Source organism: Marinomonas fungiae (genome assembly GCF_001418205.1).
Taxonomy (GTDB): Bacteria; Pseudomonadota; Gammaproteobacteria; order Pseudomonadales; family Marinomonadaceae; genus Marinomonas; species Marinomonas fungiae.
Window position 1 is genome coordinate 224,954 of the sequence record NZ_LIQF01000005.1, and the last position, 18,632, is coordinate 243,585.

17 protein-coding genes and 1 tRNA gene are annotated in these 18,632 nt (G+C 44.9%); 9 read left to right on the top strand and 9 right to left on the bottom strand.

Annotated features, from left to right (window positions below; translation table 11 throughout):
- Positions 1 to 33: 33 nt before the first annotated feature.
- Positions 34 to 110 (bottom strand) — tRNA-Asp (locus tag ASC49_RS09850).
- Positions 111 to 248: 138 nt separating this feature from the next.
- The gene (locus tag ASC49_RS09855) at positions 249 to 1,160 is read right to left on the bottom strand and encodes an AraC family transcriptional regulator (protein WP_082443791.1); all 912 of its coding nucleotides are present in this window, start codon (positions 1,158 to 1,160) and stop codon (positions 249 to 251) included.
- 110 nt (positions 1,161 to 1,270) lie between these two features.
- On the opposite strand from ASC49_RS09855, the gene ASC49_RS09860 reads away from it, so the two are divergent.
- Genes ASC49_RS09860 through ASC49_RS09870 form a run of 3 tightly spaced genes read left to right on the top strand, consistent with a single transcriptional unit; the run spans position 1,271 to position 5,018 of the window.
- A complete protein-coding gene (locus ASC49_RS09860; protein ID WP_055463074.1) occupies positions 1,271 to 2,725 on the top strand; it encodes an aldehyde dehydrogenase in 1,455 nt (484 codons plus the stop codon).
- Positions 2,726 to 2,773: 48 nt separating this feature from the next.
- Positions 2,774 to 3,562, top strand: coding sequence for a coniferyl-alcohol dehydrogenase (locus ASC49_RS09865; RefSeq protein WP_055463075.1), 789 nt, complete (start codon positions 2,774 to 2,776; stop codon positions 3,560 to 3,562).
- 10 nt (positions 3,563 to 3,572) lie between these two features.
- Positions 3,573 to 5,018 carry an aldehyde dehydrogenase gene (locus ASC49_RS09870; protein WP_055463076.1) on the top strand — a complete coding sequence of 482 codons (1,446 nt, stop codon included), beginning with the start codon at positions 3,573 to 3,575 and terminating at the stop codon, positions 5,016 to 5,018.
- Positions 5,019 to 5,282: 264 nt separating this feature from the next.
- On the opposite strand, the gene ASC49_RS09875 is transcribed toward ASC49_RS09870, so the two are convergent.
- A complete protein-coding gene (locus ASC49_RS09875; protein WP_082443792.1) occupies positions 5,283 to 6,587 on the bottom strand; it encodes an alginate export family protein in 1,305 nt (434 codons plus the stop codon).
- Positions 6,588 to 7,044: 457 nt separating this feature from the next.
- Between ASC49_RS09875 and ASC49_RS09880 the strand changes: the two genes are divergently transcribed.
- From ASC49_RS09880 to ASC49_RS20015, 4 genes are all read left to right on the top strand, one after another.
- Positions 7,045 to 7,959 (top strand): LysR family transcriptional regulator, encoded by a 915-nt coding sequence (locus ASC49_RS09880; RefSeq protein ID WP_055463077.1) that lies wholly within the window; start codon positions 7,045 to 7,047, stop codon positions 7,957 to 7,959.
- Positions 7,960 to 8,085: 126 nt separating this feature from the next.
- Complete coding sequence (locus ASC49_RS09885; protein WP_055463078.1) at positions 8,086 to 8,433, top strand: RidA family protein; 348 nt, start codon at positions 8,086 to 8,088, stop codon at positions 8,431 to 8,433.
- A 46-nt stretch (positions 8,434 to 8,479) separates the two neighbouring features.
- Positions 8,480 to 9,310: a PhzF family phenazine biosynthesis protein gene (locus tag ASC49_RS09890; protein ID WP_055463079.1), complete on the top strand. Its 831-nt coding sequence runs from the start codon at positions 8,480 to 8,482 to the stop codon at positions 9,308 to 9,310.
- Between the two features lie 405 nt (positions 9,311 to 9,715).
- Positions 9,716 to 10,651, top strand: coding sequence for a nucleoside recognition domain-containing protein (locus ASC49_RS20015; RefSeq protein ID WP_055463080.1), 936 nt, complete (start codon positions 9,716 to 9,718; stop codon positions 10,649 to 10,651).
- Positions 10,652 to 11,008: 357 nt separating this feature from the next.
- Here ASC49_RS20015 and hpaD read toward each other — a convergent pair whose 3' ends face one another.
- From hpaD to hpaE, 6 genes are all read right to left on the bottom strand, one after another.
- The gene (gene hpaD / locus ASC49_RS09900; RefSeq protein ID WP_055463081.1) at positions 11,009 to 11,938 is read right to left on the bottom strand and encodes a 3,4-dihydroxyphenylacetate 2,3-dioxygenase; all 930 of its coding nucleotides are present in this window, start codon (positions 11,936 to 11,938) and stop codon (positions 11,009 to 11,011) included.
- Positions 11,939 to 11,959: 21 nt separating this feature from the next.
- Positions 11,960 to 13,288: a TRAP transporter large permease gene (locus tag ASC49_RS09905; protein ID WP_055463082.1), complete on the bottom strand. Its 1,329-nt coding sequence runs from the start codon at positions 13,286 to 13,288 to the stop codon at positions 11,960 to 11,962.
- A gap of 11 nt (positions 13,289 to 13,299) precedes the next feature.
- Complete coding sequence (locus ASC49_RS09910; protein WP_055463083.1) at positions 13,300 to 13,812, bottom strand: TRAP transporter small permease; 513 nt, start codon at positions 13,810 to 13,812, stop codon at positions 13,300 to 13,302.
- Positions 13,813 to 13,814: 2 nt separating this feature from the next.
- Entirely contained in the window at positions 13,815 to 14,840 is a 1,026-nt protein-coding gene (locus ASC49_RS09915; RefSeq protein WP_055463084.1) for a TRAP transporter substrate-binding protein, read from the bottom strand.
- 61 nt (positions 14,841 to 14,901) lie between these two features.
- A complete protein-coding gene (locus tag ASC49_RS09920) occupies positions 14,902 to 15,282 on the bottom strand; it encodes a 5-carboxymethyl-2-hydroxymuconate Delta-isomerase (RefSeq protein ID WP_055463085.1) in 381 nt (126 codons plus the stop codon).
- A gap of 62 nt (positions 15,283 to 15,344) precedes the next feature.
- Positions 15,345 to 16,808 carry a 5-carboxymethyl-2-hydroxymuconate semialdehyde dehydrogenase gene (gene hpaE, locus ASC49_RS09925; RefSeq protein ID WP_211262044.1) on the bottom strand — a complete coding sequence of 488 codons (1,464 nt, stop codon included), beginning with the start codon at positions 16,806 to 16,808 and terminating at the stop codon, positions 15,345 to 15,347.
- A 231-nt stretch (positions 16,809 to 17,039) separates the two neighbouring features.
- Between hpaE and ASC49_RS09930 the strand changes: the two genes are divergently transcribed.
- Positions 17,040 to 17,810, top strand: coding sequence for a helix-turn-helix transcriptional regulator (locus tag ASC49_RS09930; RefSeq protein ID WP_055463087.1), 771 nt, complete (start codon positions 17,040 to 17,042; stop codon positions 17,808 to 17,810).
- A 78-nt stretch (positions 17,811 to 17,888) separates the two neighbouring features.
- Entirely contained in the window at positions 17,889 to 18,626 is a 738-nt protein-coding gene (locus ASC49_RS09935) for a fumarylacetoacetate hydrolase family protein (protein ID WP_055463088.1), read from the top strand.
- The last annotated feature ends 6 nt before the right edge of the window (positions 18,627 to 18,632 follow it).

Here is an 18,632-nt window from a genome sequence, read left to right on the forward strand (position 1 = left end):
AAGAAGGCTACTTACTTTACTGATGAAAGTAAGTGGCGGAACGGACGGGACTCGAACCCGCGACCCCCTGCGTGACAGGCAGGTATTCTAACCAACTGAACTACCGCTCCTAACCTCAACACAAACAATTGTCTGCGTCAGAAGATGCGGCGTATTATAGGATAAAAATCACTAAGCGCAACCATTTTTTTAAACTATTTCTTTACTAAACATAAGGTTAAAAAGCACACAAAAAGCGCCTCTCCACACTAGGGCCAATCGGAGAAGTCGATGCCTTGTTCTTTAGATAGGTTGCGCTGGCTTTCTCGATACAGCTGACGATACTGCTTAGGCGATTGCTGCATTGTTTTTTTGAAAAAATGGCTGAACTGACTCGAATCAGAAAAACCCAATTCATTTGAAATGGATTGAATTGTGTCGGGTAGCTTTCTTAGTCGATAAGTGGCCTCCATCAGTGTTCGGCTGTCGATCATCTCTTTGGGCGTTTTGGCCTGTGAGCGACGACACACATCATGGAGCCTGTCATAGGTCATATTCAGTTTTTCACAGTAATAAGAGAGCGGAAGGCGTTGTTTAAAAGCCACCTCTATCAGTTGCTGAAATTGCTGCACGAGTCTTTCATCATTAGAATCAGAAGACACATTTGAGCTCTCCCCTAATACTCTTTGTGCCTGAATCAACAACACGCGTATAAGAGAAGAAATAACCATTGGTGAGCGGTTTTTCTCTTGCCAAATCTCTTTTTCAAGCAAACCAAACAGTGGCAGCATAGTCGCTTCCAGCAATGGTTGTTCTACAGTTAGAACCGTAGGCTGTTGCAGTAACTGCTTGAGCTTTGTGCTTTCGACTTCACTCCCAATTATCATTGAACGGAGCGTCTCTTCAAAGCCAATCAAGCGTACCTGTGTACCACTGGTTAGATCCAACTTTGCTCCCGCCCCTAGATTGAGGATGGCCATGGAAGCGTCAAGCAAGACATACTCCTCACTATCAGATCGAATCACGGATCTGCCACTTTGTTGCAATACTAAGTAATAGAACCCTGTCATTTCGCTATCACTCAGGCTGTAACTCCGTGACTGCAATCCAGCCTGATACGATGCAAATCGAACCGATGCTCCGATGATATCCTCTACCATTCCACCCTCAAAAATACCCATTAATTAACAATATTAACCCACATAACGACAATATTTTAAGCTACTCATCTTGCTAATCTGTTAAAACATCATCACCCAATAAAAACAGTAATAAAGAGTAAGGTGGTTTTATGGATCAGTCAGCAACCTCTGCGCAGCTGGGCAGCGCGGTAGTAGAGTTGTTTATCGACGGAGAATTAAGAGCGGCTCGAGATCAGCAATATTTCGAACGTTTAAATCCCGCCACTCAGTCTGTCAGCAGTCAGGTAGCAGACGGACGTGCCTGTGACGCGCAACAAATGCTGTTCGCAGCCACTCGATGCTTTGCCACCTGGTCCAAAATGGAACTGGACGACAGAATCCAAATTTTCCATAGAGCGAAAGACTTATTACCGAGTTACAAAAAGCGTTTTTCACTTGCGATGCAAGAGGATATTGGCGCGGCCCAAGATTGGATTGACTTTAATCTTAACGTTGCCATGGATGTCATCGATGCCGCCATCGATTTAGCGAGAAGGTGTCAACATGATAGTGACGAGGCAGACTCCCAAAATAGCTTTTTAATACGCCAACCTGCCGGGGTTTGCTTAGCGATCGCTCCATGGAATGCGCCGATAGCACTTGGTATGCGCGCAGTAATCTTTCCCCTTATCTTTGGCAATACGGTGGTGTTTAAAGCCTCCGATATGTCCCCGCAAACACATTTATTGATTGCACTATTACTAAAAGAGGCCGGGCTGCCTGCTGGGGCTTTAAATGTCATAAACAATCGCCCAGAACACTCTGAAGCCGTTCTTCGCTGCTTAATTTCTAACCCTGCCGTGCGGCGTATCAATTTTACGGGCTCTACTCGTGTAGGCCGCATTGTAGCGGGTATGGCTGCCGAGCACGTCAAACGATGTCTACTTGAGCTAGGCGGTAAATCTCCTGTGATTGTGCTAAAGGATGCAGATTTAGAGCTTGCCACGAACGCTGTCATTCATGGAGCTTTTTTAAATCAAGGGCAGATTTGTATGGCCACGGACCGGATCATCGTCGAACAAGCCATCGCCGAAGAGTTTATTAGTCGATTAGTTCAAAGAGCTAAGTCCATTACTGCGCAGCCACCGTCTCAAAAAGGCTGTCAACTTGGCCCAGTAGCAAGCCCGTCCATTGCTAATCGACTCTCAGGACTAATAGAAGATGCATTGGATAAAGGAGCACGCTTATTAACAGGTGCTCGCGTTCAAGGTCAATTCATTGATGCCACATTAATTGATCGTATCACCCCAATGATGCGGCTGTATTCGGAAGAATGCTTTGGCCCCATTGCTGGTATCTACCGTGTAGAAAATGTCGAAGAAGCCATCACGCTGGCCAATGACTGCGAGTATGGCCTAGCCGCTGCGATATTCAGCCAAGATCTCGACAAAGCAACCTATATTGCAGAACGGCTTGAATCAGGCACTTGCCATATCAATTCGTCCACCGTTCAAGATGATCCTTCTAAGCCATTTGGCGGACTGAAATCCAGTGGATATGGGCGTTTTGGGGGGCTAGCGTGCATCGATGAATTTACCGAATTACGCTGGATAACCGTCCAATAAAGTAGATCTTGTCAGTTGTTATTCAAAATAAAAAACTAGGAGAGTGTTATGTTATTTGGAAAGAATATCGTCATTACAGGCGCAGCAAGTGGAATTGGAGCCCGTACAGCGGAGCTTGCCAGCCAAATGGGCGCCAATGTCATTTGTATTGATATCAACACACCAAAGCACCACTACGGTACATTTCTGGCAGGAGATTTGTCCTCAGCGGAAGGCGTCGCCAAGATAGTTGACAGGTTGCCAAAAGAAATTCACGCGCTTTGCAATGTGGCCGGCGTATCAGGAGAAGCAGGTGCCGATATTACCTTACGAGTTAACTTCTTCGGTTTAAAAATGTTGTCTGAGTCGATTGTTGGAAAAATGTTCTCTGGTGGCAGCATTATCAATGTCGCCTCTATTGCTGGCTATGGTTGGCGAACGAATGCCAAAAGAGCCTCCGCCATCGCCCATACATCAGGCTTCCCAGAAAATATGGCTTCTTTTATGGAACAAAATGATATCGCCAATGAGCTTGGTTACCCAATTTCTAAGGAAGCACTATTGGTTTGGACTCAGCTTGCATCACAACAAGCATTGTTTAAAGACAAAAGTATTCGCGTCAATGCCGTCTCTCCTGGACCTGTTGAAACGCCTATTATTAATGAGTTTCGTGCTGTACTTGGTGATGATCGAGTTAATGCTGATATTAATAAAGTAGGACGTCCTGCTACACCATCAGACATCGCCCCTGCTATCTGCTTTTTATGCTCTGATGGCGCACGCTGGATCAATGGGCACAATCTAGCGACTGATGGTGGCTTAGAGGCTGTTGTTAACAAAGACACATTTGAGCTATAAGGAGAATAATATGACTGTCATGCTTCGTATTGCTAATCAAGATCTGGCGGCTAGCCACGGCAAGACATTTGATCGAATCGATCCTGTCACTGGTGAGATTGCTTCAACCTCGGCTGCGGCATCGTTAGAGGATGTGAATCAAACGGTAAAAGCAGCCCATGAGGCTTTTAAAACATGGAGCAAAACCACACCGGCTGAGCGCCGTAACCTGCTGAATAAAGCCGCAGATATCATGGAACAAAAAAGTGACCTATTTATCGCGGCCATGATCACAGAAACGGGCTCAACGGGACCTTGGGCGGGATTCAATGTATCACTGGCTGCGGGACATATTCGAGAAGCGGCCGCGCTAACCACACAGCTAAATGGTGAAGTCATTCCCTCAAACAAACCTGGCACCCTCGCCATGTCTGTTTATAAACCTAAAGGGGTGTGTTTAGCCATGGCACCTTGGAATGCGCCAGTGATCCTTGGTTCACGTGCTATCGCTACGCCACTGGCTTGTGGCAACAGCGTCATTTTAAAAAGCTCTGAGTTTTGCCCTTTGACCCACCGCCTAATTATTGATTGTTTTATTGAAGCAGGCTTCCCAGATGGTACGGTGAATGTACTGTCAAATGCTCCAGAAGATGCGGCTGAAATAGTGAAAGCTTTAATTGAGGCGCCACAAGTTCGCCATATCAACTTTACGGGTTCAAGTCCTGTCGGTCGTATTATTGGAAGACTCGCCGGAGAAAACCTTAAGCCAGCTTTACTGGAGTTAGGTGGTAAAGCCCCTTTAGTCGTTTTATCAGACGCTGACATTGATGGCGCAGTCAATGCTGCTATTTTTGGTGCTTTCATGAACCAAGGGCAAATCTGTATGTCGACGGAGCGCTTAATCGTTGATAGCGCGATTGCCGATGTATTCGTTGAGAAGCTCGTTGCCCGCGCCGCAAAACTTCCTTGGGGAAATCCACGCGACCATGTCGTTCTTGGTTCACTGGTCAATCCAGAGGTATCTGATAAGATGCATAAGCTGATTGACGATGCCGTTAGCAAAGGCGCTAGCGTAGTGTGTGGTGGTGAAAACGATGGCGCCCTCTTCTCTGCAACACTGCTCGACAATGTAACGCCAAACATGCGCATCTTTAACGAAGAAAGCTTCGGCCCTGTAAAGTCTATTATTCGTGTTGATGGTGACGAGGAAGCCATTGCTATGGCGAACGATACGGAATATGGCTTATCGGCTGCCGTATTCTCGCAAGACATAAACCGCGCTCTAGCCTGTGCCAATGCGATTGAAAGTGGCATTTGTCATATTAATGGACCGACCGTCGCGGACGAACCTCACATGCCCTTTGGTGGCGTAGGTGACTCGGGCTATGGCCGTTTCGGCGGCAAGGCTGCTATTGCAGAGTTTACCGATCTTCGCTGGATTACCATTGAAGACCCAAACCAGCATTACCCTTTCTAAATAAGCTATAGAAAACTCTCTCTATATCCCCGCTTAAAGCCTTTTAAGCGGGGTTTTCTTATGGGAAGAATAGATACAGTGAGCTGGACAGCATACTAGAACAGTACAAAGGATAGTGTACAAGAGATTGGCTATCAGAATACTTCACATCAGATTCGCCAGACTCGATATAGGCAAAAAAAAGCCTAAATAACAGTTTATTTAGGCTTAAAGTGGAGTAAACAGGGGGAAAATTTACAAAAGAACGTTTGTAGCAAATTGCGACTAGAATGGAACTATCGCAACGATTTGTCCGTACACATTCGTGTCATTATCACCTAATTGAGTGCTGACGGCATTGTCAGGTTTATAAATGCCAATCAGCGGACTGATAATTAAATTAGGTGAAACAACCCATTCTGCATATAGATCGAGCTCTTGAGCATCCATTAAACCGCCACTGGTGTTACTAAAGTCGAAGAACACTGCTCCGAGAGATAGCATGTCGGTTGGTGATGCTTTTAAAGCAACCTGCTGAACATCCGCATTTGAGTTGAACGGTCCGGCATAATTACCTGCTACTTCACCCTGGAACCAGGTACCATAACCGCGATTGAAACCATAGAATAATGGGTCAAAGCCTTCATCAAACTGCGCAAATCGGTAGTTAATACTCGGTGACCAGCTCACATCGGCAAAGGTCCAACCCGCCTCCAAATACCAAGCATCGCCGTCCATGCCTCCGTTGCCTTGGGTTTGAGTGACGTATTCGCCTGATAGGAATAGGTTATCTACGCCCGCATTGCCTTGGTAACGTAGACTCATGGTTTCTTGTCCATCACGAACACTGCCCTGATCTGCATCCAAGCCTTTAATGTAAACGGCGGCATACGTACCTTCAGGCGTCACATACTCCGCATTCAGTCCTGCCAGCTCCATTTTCGCTTGAGCCACGTTGTCAGATTTCAACCAGAAAACGTCAGCACGGGCCCCTTCGCTGCCACCGATACGCAAGATAGCAGTCTCATCAAAGGCTTTTCTAGGTGCCAGCCAATAGCTACCACCGCGATTCATACTACCGTCGAATGCATTACCAAAATTTAACGCATCGCCGTTAATTAGGAAGCCATCGCCCACGGCAAAATTCTGACGTCCGAACGATAGATCCAAGCCGTCTTTACCTAGTGCCGGAAACAGGTCACCTGAGCGCCAGCCAACATAGGCATCTTCTAAATCCGTTTCACGCTCATTACCGATGGTGAAACCTGCCGCGTCGCCATCCCCCCATGTACCGGAGCTGACAATGTTTACGGCGCCGTAAACACTGGAATTATTGTCACCGGTGACATGACTGCCCGATAGACCATATTTGAGATAACCTTCCTGCCAGGCTGAGCTTCCCGCTTGCTTTGTGCCTAACGTGTCGTAATTATGATCACTGGAAAAGACACCAAACATCGCTTCCAAATCGACATTAAGCTCTGTGCCATTGGCATCATATACATTGTAAGCCTGAGCGGTTGACGCAAGTGCCGCAGCCATCATGGTAGGTAAAATTTTCTTGGTGAAAAAGGGGATCGTTTCACTCATAGTATTGTCCTGATATAAGTTCAATTTGTGATATCACATACCTAATACACCATTCTGTTAGTAAAACAGCATGGACTATTTAAGTAAGTATTTTTTAAGAAAATGATTCTTCTTTGGAATCACTATATGACCTTATCATTTAGCCCCTATAGATAAACTGTCCCTTTCGGGACATTTCTATATAAACAATAAATACTGATAGACTCTGACATTTTTAGATGAACCAAGGGAGCAAAGGAATTCTCATGGTCAGCTCCAGAGATTTCCATAGAGCTAACATGCTAAAGATCTCCGTTAAAGTTATTGGCCAGATAGATGAAGGAATTGTGAGTACTTCTGACGGTTGATAGTAACTATTAGATTCAATAGTAAATAGATTTGTTTATTTTATTCCGACCAAATGAAAATAGAAGATACTATTTATACAAATTAACATTAATCAGGAGATTTCCTATCTATGATAAAAATAAACAGCCAACATATTGATGAAATTGCAGCTCTGATAGCCGTTGCTGCTAATGGAACTTTTGCCGCAGCCGGAAAAGCAATTGGGCGACATCCTACCATTATTTCTAAACGTATCGCATCATTGGAGACCCGCCTTGGTGTTCGCTTGGTTGAACGCACGACACGTCAGGTTCAACTAACAGATACAGGCAAACGTCTCGCTGATAAATATAGGGTAGCGACTGACCTTATAGAGGAAGCACAAGAAGAAGCGACTGAAAACGCGAATAACCTGAGCGGGAGACTAAAATTGGCTTTTCCAGCCACTATGGGACGTTTGTGGTTAGCACCGAAAATCCCGGAATTCATGGCTAAGTATCCCAATCTAGAGCTAGATATTAACTATAGCGATAATTATGTCGATCTTATTGAAGGTGGATTTGATGCGGCCATTCGAATTGGTCAACTGACCGACAGTCGTCTCGTTGCACGTAAACTGACCAGCCATAAACGAATTCTCGTTGCGTCACCTAATTATTTGCAACAGCATGGAACGCCCATGGAGCCAGGCCAACTACTTGAGCACAACTGTATCGGTAACCCGAGTCTTCACTCCTACCCAATATGGCGCCTTTCCGATGGGCAACAACTAGCTATGGTTCGTACCAACGGAACCTTAGTCACTAACGATAGTATCGCCATGCTAGAAGCAGCACGGGCTGGCATTGGCATACTTGGTGCCGGTGAGTGGCTTGTTGCTCAAGACATACATACAGGAGCTTTAGTACAACTGATGCCACATTGGCATTTTGATAGTGATGGCGGCATCTACTTGGTTCGCGCGTCGCGCCACTATATATCAGCACGAACGGACGCATTTGGAGAATGGATTTCGCAGTTATTTCAACCAGTACCATGGAAATAGTGAGTGCTGCTTTGTAAGTTTTATTCATGCAAATAATGCATGAGTATTGTGCAAATTTAAGATATTGCCTCCCACAGTGCATGTTGACACAATCATCTCCAGTAGAAAAATACAGGAGATTTCAATATGCCACACCTTTCCCCAGCAATAAAAACAGGCTCGCTACTTTTCTTATCTGGTCAACTTGCGTTCAATAGCAACGGCAAAATCCATGGTGATATTGAAGAGCAGACAGCTTTAATTCTTGCTCATCAGTTTAAAGCTCTGGCTGAATATGAGCTGGGGCCAGAGAACGTCGTCAAAGCCGGTGTATGGATTACCGAGCGAAATAATTTTCAGAAATTTGATGCCGCATTTGCCCGCGCATTTGGCGACCATTTGCCAACTCGTTCTACCGTTATCTCACAACTGGCTCTTGAAGATGCTTTGGTTGAAATAGACTTAGTGGCTTCCTTTGAACCACTTACCCGTTGAGATATTGGCATATCTTTGTAATAACTTACTTCCGGAGAAAAATATCATGAATATTCAGCGCATTGCTGCATTCTCAAACGGTTCAGAAGGGGGGAATCCCGCTGGCGTTGTTATATGTGAATCGTTGCCTGAAACAACAACGATGCAAACATTGGCAGCAGAGATTGGTTATTCTGAAACTGTATTTGCAGCTCCTAACGATACAGGTTGGCGAGTTCGGTATTTTTCACCAGAAGTTGAAGTAGACTTTTGCGGTCACGCAACCATTGCGCTCGGATCTGCTCTTGCACGAGATTTTGGGCCTAGAACCTTTCACTTAACACTCAATCACGCGCAAATCAGTGTCGAAGGCTACTTCTCAGAGCAGGACTGGGGGGCTTCATTTATATCTCCACCTACGCATAGCCGCCCGATTGACAAGGAATTACTCGCCGAAGCCCTCGCTTTATTTGGCCTCAGTGAGGCAAAACTTGATCTACGAATTCCACCTGCGATAGCTCATGGCGGTGGAGATCACTTGATCCTTGCCTTAAAAGACAGACAAACATTACAAGCGATGCAGTATAACCAAGAAGAGGGTCGTCATTTATCTCTTCGAGAAAAGCTGGTGACATTCAATCTGATTTACGCTGAGCAGAATCAAGTATTCCATTCGCGAAATCCGTTTCCTGTTGGAGGAGTATTTGAAGACCCTGCAACTGGAGCGGCAGCAGCAGCACTTTCTGGATATCTCAGAGATATCACTTGGCCTCATCAGGGATCTATTGTGATTTATCAAGGGGAAGATATGGGTATGCCTTCACGCTTAACCGCTGAGATCTCACCTCAAATGGGTTCTGGGATCAAAGTGTCAGGCAGCGCACGATTGCTTAGCTGATCAAATAACATTCACTAATGATTGAAAAGATTGGTATGCCATATCACCAGAGAAAACACTTGAATCACTTAATATTATTTTACTCTCAGCGCCTAAACCAGCAGGTCAATATCAACCTGCTTGTTTAGTTGGAAATGTGCTTTATTTATCTAGGCAAGGTCTAAGAAATGAAGATGGTCATTTCCATCGATAGTTTCATTGACCATGCTAAAGTTGTTAACGGTAGCTCTGATTTACTAGTCGAAGTTTTAGGCGAAAGGGAGCTATCACCCCCAGTTCTGTTATGGGCGCTAGTTCACTGCCTTTTAGCATGATTCTTCAAGTAGAAGCCATCTTCTCAGTTAAGTAAACACCACAGTAGTGTGATCATCGTTTTAACGTTCAAGGAATTTTCGGAAATTAAATATGTCGCTCATTGAAATTATTTTGTCTTCAGGGCGATCTTCTGTTGATATTGCACTTTATACGCTCCTACCTATCATGATAGTGATGCTTTGCATTATGAAAGTTCTCGAAGCGATAGGGATAATGGACTTTATTGTTAGTATGTTAAGTCCGCTTTTGAAGCCCTTTGGTTTGACTGGCATGAGCACATTCGCCTTACTGCAAATGAACTTTATCAGCTTTGCAGCGCCACTTGCTACTCTAATGATTATGCAAAATCGAGGTATATCAGATAGACATTTGGCTGCAACACTAGCGATGTTATTAGCAATGGGGCAAGGCAATATTCTCTACCCAATGATCCCATTAGGTCTCAACTGGACAGCAGCAATTGCCATTTCTATCATTGGTGGATTGTGTGCCTCAACATTTACTTGGTATGTTTCGGGTCAACATTTATCCCATAAAAATGACCATTCTTCGACCCCAGCTTTAAAAGACAGCTCGTCTAACGATAGTCTAGTCAAAGTAATAAATGATGCTGGCCTTGATGCTATTCGACTAACTGTCGCTGCTGTTCCTATGCTAACTCTATCTATTACTATTGTCGGAACTCTCAAAGCTTTTGGTGCCATTACAGCCCTAGAAAATACGCTATCACCTCTTTTGAACGCTGCAAATATATCCTCCATGTTTGTTATGCCTACTCTGGCAAAATATCTAGGGGGAGGAACAGCCTATTTGGGGATAGCTTCCGATTTGGTCCAACAAGGCAATATGACCATTACTCAAATAAACATATCCACCGGATTTCTGGTCAATACATTCGATTTACCAGGTATAGGCATATTTTTAGGGTTAAGCTACCGCTTTGTAAGTCTGTTTAAATATGCAATATTAGGAATCCTATTGGGAATAGCAGTAAGAACCCTACTCCATTTTTTAATTTTTAACTAAATTTTATTTCTTCGGTCTTTTATGAATACCAAATAATTATTTTCGTTTTTATCTTTAAGTTATAAAAATGGTTAATGAATGAAATATTGCAGCAGGTTATCAATGATTATCCTATAAAAAAATTCGGGCACACAGTCTTAACCTGATGGAAGAGGACATTATTTGCCAATGGCAAGTAATTATGGCCCCCTATTCTTTAGAGGTAAAAGAGATCGCTTGGTGGCCTACCTATCAGATAGCGGATGGTCGGTTATCAGTTCCTTCAATAGTATTACTCGAATATCTTGTACCATCTCCTGTAAAAAGCCCCATACGTCACTGTATGGGGCTTATCCAAATTAGACTTAGCAGTAGTGATTACAAACGGCTCGTACCATAAACAAACTCGCCTGATTCCTGTGACGCTTGCGGTGCTGGTACCGCGTTTCCTGTTTGCGGGGAAACAGGGAAGATCGCATTGATTTGTCCCGTACCAGAGCTACCGAAGTAAGGTGTTACCACTTCTACTTTTTGATCGTAGTCAGACCAGCCCAAGGCACCGAGCAGCATGGCTGTATCGTGCATAAAGCCTTCGCCATGACCTTTGGCCGCATACTCAGGCAACATAGCGCAGAATTTTTCCCACTCGCCGTTTTCCCACATTTCCACCACTCGATGATCAAGATCCTCTAGGAACGGGCTCCAAACCTTGTCTGAGAAATCTGGTGCTTGACCGTTTTGTGCGAAGCGGTGAGATAGAGAGCCACTGGCAAGGATCGCCACGGTACCATCGTAATGTTTTTCGATCGCTTCTCGCAGTGCCCACCCTAAACGAGCCGAATCATTCAAATAGTGTACCGTTAACAACGCTGATACTGAGATGCACTTAAAGTGGTTATCTTCATTCATATAACGCATCGGCACCAACGCACCGTACTCTGGCGCTAAAGTCGTGGCATCATGGGCCATCGTCTCTACGCCCTGCTCATTACACACGTTGGCAATAATACGGCCCAGTTCTGGATTACCATCCAAGCTATATGGCATGTTGTTGATAAAATGTGGCAGCTCATTACTGGTATAAACCCCTTCCCAATGAGGCGCACAATTAATATGGTAACCAGCATTCACCAACCAATGCGTGTCAAACACAACTATGGTATCAACACCCAGCTCTCGACAACGACGCGAGATTTCATGATGGCCATCGATTGCCGCCTGACGGAACCCTTTCTTAGGTCCATCAAGTTCGGATAAGTACATAGATGGTACGTGGGTAATTTTTGCAGCTAACGCTAACTTGCCCATGGAAGCTCTCCGGTAAAACAGTTATCTGTATAAAATCTCAGGTAAAAACAAAGCAATTGAACTTACAAATAAAATCAATGCTAAACGAATCATATCTGCGCACCAGAACGGCACGATTCCTTTGAAGATTGTGCCGGCCTTTACGTCATCCAATACTGCACTGAGCACAAACACATTCATCCCAACAGGCGGTGTAATCAAGCTAATCTCTGTCACCACCACCACAAGAATGCCAAACCAAACCAAGTCAAATCCCAAGCTCTGCACCAGCGGATAAAAAATCGGTACGGTCAACAGAATCATCGACAGGCTTTCGAACACCATGCCTAATACTAGGTAAATCGCGACTATAATCAGCATGATTCCCATCGGCGATAGCTCAAAGCTTTGCACAAAGGCCAATAGCTCAGCAGGCAGTCCAGCCAAGGTAATAAAATCCGAGAAAATCAACGCACCAATCAACACCGTGAAAAGCATGGCAGAGGTGCGACCGGTATCAATCAAAGCATGGAACAACGCATCTAGGTTGAGTGATTTACGTATTAAGGCAATGACAAATGCACCACCTGCACCAACCCCAGCCGCTTCAGAAGGTGTAAAAATACCTAGATAAATGCCGCCCATCACAATGGCAAACAGCAGCAAGACACCCCAAACATTGCGCAGTGACACTAAGCGCTCAGACCATGGTAGCGGTTCACCCGCTGGGCCAGCTTCAGGATGACGCCAAACCACGTAACGAGTTGCCAACAAATACAAACCTATGCCTAACATGCCCGGGATAAAACCTGCTGCAAACAGCTCGCGAATGCTGGTTTCCGTCAAAATGCCATACATCAACAAAATAACACTTGGCGGTATTAAAATACCTAACGTTGAGCCTGCCGCGATGGATGCGCTGGCCAATTCATTTGAATAGCCATATTTTTTCATCGGCGGCATGGCTACTTTCGCCATGGTTGCAGAGGTCGCGAGGCTTGAACCGCAAATCGCCGAGAAACCACCGCATGCCACAATCGTTGCCATAGAAAGGCCGCCTTTTCGGTGACCTAAAAATGCATGGGAAGCGCGATATAAATCTCCAGATAAATTCGCTTTGGTGACAAAGTTACCCATCAAGATAAATAGCGGGATCACCGACAAGCCGTACTCTTGCGCCGTATCAATAATACGATTAGAAGCAAGAGAGATCGGTCCTCGCCAACTGAATTCAAACAGATTATCAAAGGTTAGGCCCTGTAGAGCAGCAAAGCCAACAATACCTACCGCCCCCATAGCAAAGCCGATGGGCACTCGAAACACTAAAATCAGGCTTAATAAGATCAAAAAGCCAATAAATGATTCAAACATACAAATACTCGCTACAGATCTTTCTTAAACAGATTGCGTACAGCAACAATGACTAGCACCGCTGCGGACAGATACATCATGACACTGATAAATTGGATGAAGTAAGCGACCGGGATTTGCAAGAACTCTGTGAAGACACCTCTTCGCAGCGAGCGTTCAGCCATAAACCAAATACGTCCAGCGAGATAGTAAAATCCTGCTCCCACTATTAGGTTACTGATGACACCTGATAAACGTAGGAAAATGCTTGGCAATAACCGATCAAGAATATCCACCACGACATGAGCACTAGCAATGGTCACGACCGGGATTTGACAAAATATGATAATCCCTAGCGCCAGTTCGGTGAGTTCGGTTGTCCCATTGATGGAGTTATTAAACAGGTAGCGGCCAATGACATCACCGCACGTGAGTAACATGAGCCCCATTAGAATCAGAGACGATATCACCTCTAGGGTAAAGGTTAGCCACTTGGCTAACCCAAACCCACCATGGTGCTTATCGACAAGTCGAGTCAACAACATGTTTAAGCTCCATGACTGTCAGCATATTCATGCGCTTGAGAGCGAAGGTAATCTAGAATTTCTTGGCCCTTATACCCTTTCTCATTCGCTGTTTTCACCCAATGCTGAGGCACATTTTTAAGGCGAGATTCAAACTGTTTGGTCAACTCATCGTCTTCTTTTAGGACTTTCACGGCGACGCCATTTTCGCGAGCAGATAAGACACCCGATGCATCACTCACATCCCATGCTTGACCTGCTTGGATCGAGAGAAATTCACCGGATACGGCATTAATTGCAGCCTGATCTTCTTTGGAAAATTCTTCAAAGACATAGGGGTCCATAAACATGGAGAAGCTACCCATGTATAGTCCCTGAGGAAGAATGGTTAGATTATTTGTAACTTCAGACAGACGCAGCACACGTTGCTCTACTGCTGGCAAGAATGCGCCATCAATAACGCCCTGCTGCATCATTTCATAGACTTTGGGTGCTGGAGCACCGACAGGCGTGACGTGAAACTCTTCAGCAATGATACTTTGGACACCGCCACCGATACGGATTTTCTTGTCTTCAAGATCCGCCACATCATTCAATTCAAACTTGGAGTGTATCTGGCCTGGGCCATGGGTAAAAAGCGCTAATAATTTCAGCCCCTTAAACTCGTCTGACTGTTTAAAGTACTTGTCGTAGGTTTTCCATAGCGCATAAGACGCTGCTTCCGCATTGGTACCAAGACCCGGTTGTTCAACTACTTGTGGTAATTCAAAGCGCCCAGGGACATAGCCATGGTAGCTGTAGCTTGCTTCAACGATGCCATCTTCAACGAGGTTCCACATAGTTTTTGGATGACCAAGACCATAGACAATTTCAACGTCAATGCGGCCATCGGTCGCTTCATTGATCGCTTTTCCCCACGCAGGTATAACAACCTCGTTCATTGGATTAGTGGGTGGTAACCAGCTCGCTACGCGAATCGTTTGCGCTGAAACCATTGTCGATCCTAGAATGGCGGCACCCAGAATGATTGAACTAATCTTAGTCTGCATTACGATTTCCTCTTTTTATATTTATTTAAATTGCTTTAGAAAATTCGCTTGTTTGGTTCACTTACTTAAAAAGTGGGTGAATATTGTTTTGGTTGTATTTCAATTCAGGGTCTAGCTCTGTTAGTTCGAATGAGATCTGAACATAGTGCTCATCCGTGACCGGCTTCATCCAATCAGTCAAAATGGCAAAAACGTTCTTAGCCACTTCCCTTTTCAGCTCCATATCACGACCATGACCGATTTTTAGATTCATGTTTAAAAGTGCAAAGTCTTCTCGACCATCGGCTACCCGAAAATGATCAACTTTGATCGCTCGGCTACGTACGCCACCGATTGGGAATTGGCCGGTACCAATGACGTATTCATGCAGGCGTTCAAACAGCGGCTGAAAATCCAACTTTTCTTCTAAATTTCCAGAGTACTCGACAATAAAATGCGGCATTTCCTATCCTTCTAGGTAAAAATGGAGCTGACTAAGCCAGCTCCATTGATAATCAAACCAGCTTACACACCCCATTTAGGGATATGGTGAGAGCCAAGGCTGATGCATACGTTTTTAGGTTCACAGAACACTTCAAAACTGTAATCACCGCCTTCACGACCGGTACCTGAAGCTTTAACACCACCAAATGGTGTACGTAGATCACGTACGTTTTGTGAGTTAACAAACATCATGCCCGCTTCTACTTTCTGAGCGATGCGATGCACTTTGCCAACATCTTGAGTCCATAGGTAAGACGCTAAGCCGTACTCATTGTCGTTTGCCATTGCCACTACATCGTCTTCATCTTCAAATGGAATCAATACGGCAACAGGGCCAAAAATTTCTTCTTGTGCAATACGCATATCATTGGTTACGTCGCGGAAAACAGTAGGACGAACAAAGTGACCGTCTTTTAGATGATCTGGCAATTCATCTACTGGCTTATCTGGGCCACCAGCAATCAGTGTTGCACCTTCTTCGATACCAATACGGATGTAGCCAGTCACTTTGTCGAAATGCTGTTGACTGATGAGTGAACCAACTTTGGTGTCAAGATCCGTTGGATCACCAACTTTGATTTTGTTGGCGCGCTCAGCAAACTCGGTAGCGAATTTGTCGTAGATGCCCTTCTGTACAAAAATACGAGAACCCGCAGTGCAACGCTCACCATTGATAGAGAAGATGCCAAATACCGCTGCATCCAGCGCACGTTCGTAATCGCAGTCTTCAAAAATCATTACTGGCGACTTGCCGCCCAGTTCCATAGAGAATTTTTTCAGACCAGCATTGGCGATAATGTGTTTACCGGTCGCAGTGCCACCCGTAAAGGAAATCGCATCAACGTCATCATTGGTAATGATGGCATTACCCGTCGTGGCACCGAAGCCATGAACGATGTTGAATACGCCTGGCGGAATGCCTGCTTCAATGGTCAAACGGCCAAGAAAATCCGTGGTTAGTGGAGACAACTCCGACTGTTTCATCACAACGGTATTACCCAGTGCTAATGCAGGCGCCGTTTTCCAAGTACCCGTCATAAAAGGTACGTTCCATGGAGAGATCAATGCACACACACCCGTTGGTTGGTACAGTGTGTAGTTCAACATTTGGTCATCAACTGGGTAGGTATGACCATTCATTTGCTTTGCTTTTTCAGCGAAAAAGTAAAAGTTATTCGATGAACGAGGGATCAATGCATTCAGCGTTTGATACAACGGCAGGCCCGTGTCAGCCGTCTCTAGTCGAGCAATCTCTTCAACATTTTCGGCAATAAGATCGCCTAGCTTTTCAATGATCTTTGAGCGTTTTGCAATCGGCATATTTGCCCATGCTGGAAAAGCGTCTTTGGCAGCTTGTACCGCTTGCGCAACCTGTTCGTCGGACGCATGAGCCACTTCAGCAAGCACTTCACCTGTCGCTGGGTTAAAGGTTTGAAACGTCTTTTCGCTTTCAACCCATTCGCCGTTAATTAAATTCTTGATCATTTTCACCTGCTCTCCTATGAAGCATTTATATGTGATGGAAAGGCAAAAACCCTTTCAATTGATTAACATGTTAAGTAAATTAATACTGAGATTAGGATCTGTCAAGGGCTCTTGGTACGAACGAAACTAGTTGTGATAAGAGAAATTTTTAGGAAACACGTTTAAGATAGGCCAAATAGCCATCGATCCTGCAGTAAAACCCAGCTCAAGAACAACAATTAAGAGGTGCATATGACGGTTATGGACAATTCTTTATTTCAAACTCTTCCAGAGCTTATTGGGGCAATTGGAGAGCCCAGCTTTTACTCGCAGGTAGGCGTTTGCTTTAGTAAAATTTCGACCGTTTCCAACTTTAAGGTATTCAGTTACCCCAAAGCGGATAAACCAGCCTTGTTAGCGGGGTTTCAAGAGCCAGAGCTCGACCAGCTCTATTGCGACTTTGCCTATCAGCTTGACCCTTTTTACGATGTCATTAATCAACATCAGAACAAAGCGTTGGTGACCCTAGACAGCATTACGCGACATGATTTTGAAAGCTCCACGTATTACGATCGCTTTTACCATAAGATCGGCTGGAAAAACGAAGCTAATCTAATTGTTAGCCTGAACGATGAGCGGACGATTTGTCTCGCGTACACAGCAGATAACACACCAATTCATCAGCTAAACAGTGAATTACGCCCCTACCTAGAGTCGATAAAATCTGCGATTCAAAAGCATGAAGCATTGCTTTCAACCATCCTGACCGTTGAAAACGACGCACATATCTTGGCGAATAACCACACCCTCCCGTTAGAAGCACCAGATCAAGTGATGGATCAGTTCGGACTGACGAAACGAGAAAAAGAGGTGGTGCAATACATTTTGCAAGGCTTAGCCTCCGCACATATCGCTGAAATGTGCTTTGTTTCGGAAGGTACGATCAAGAACCATCGCAAAAATATTTATCGCAAACTGAATATCCGTTCCCAGCGAGATTTGTTTAGAAAATTCTTAAATTAAAAACAGAAGTTGACATCAGAGTTTTATTTACGAGAATATAATTAACATGTTAACTAAAGTAACTTGGTAACTATTCCTATGTACACATACCGACTAGAAGAATCCGGCAAAGTGGTGACAAAAACTTGTGACGCAACCTTTGCTATAGAAATGACAGAACCACTTGCTCCAGCGGTCAAGGGTGCAGTGATTGGCGTTGCGTTAAACCATAAAGATTTAGTGGCGACCTTAGCGGATCAGTTCGAAGACAAGCCCTATGTCACCGCGCCTAAAACACCAGTTCTTCACATCAAAACCGATAACACCCATATTGGTCATGGCCAAACCATCAAGGTTCCAACAGACAAAGGCGCCGTTTATGCGGGCCCAGCCTTGGGTATCGTTATCGGCAAAACGGCGACTCGAGTGACGGAAGAACAAGCGCTGGATTTCGTCAAAGGCTACACCGTTGTTAACGAAGTCTCTCTGGCTGAAACCTCGTTTTACCGACCAGCGGTCAAAGCAAAATGCCGCGACACTTTCTGTCCAATTGGACCTTGGGTGGTTGATAAATCGCTCATCACAAATCCAAACAACTTATCGATCAAAACTTATGTCAACGACGAACTGGTTCATACCACAGGCACCGACCGTTTGGTTCATAGCGTAGAGAAGATCATCAGCTACATCTCAAGCTTCATGACCCTTGAAGAAGGTGACCTCATCATCGCGGGCACACCGCTACGTGACGCCTCTTTAGAAATAAAAGGTGGCGATATCGTCATGATTGATGTTGAGGCCGTTGGCCGTCTAGCGAACCCAGTTGAACAAGAGTGAGATCGA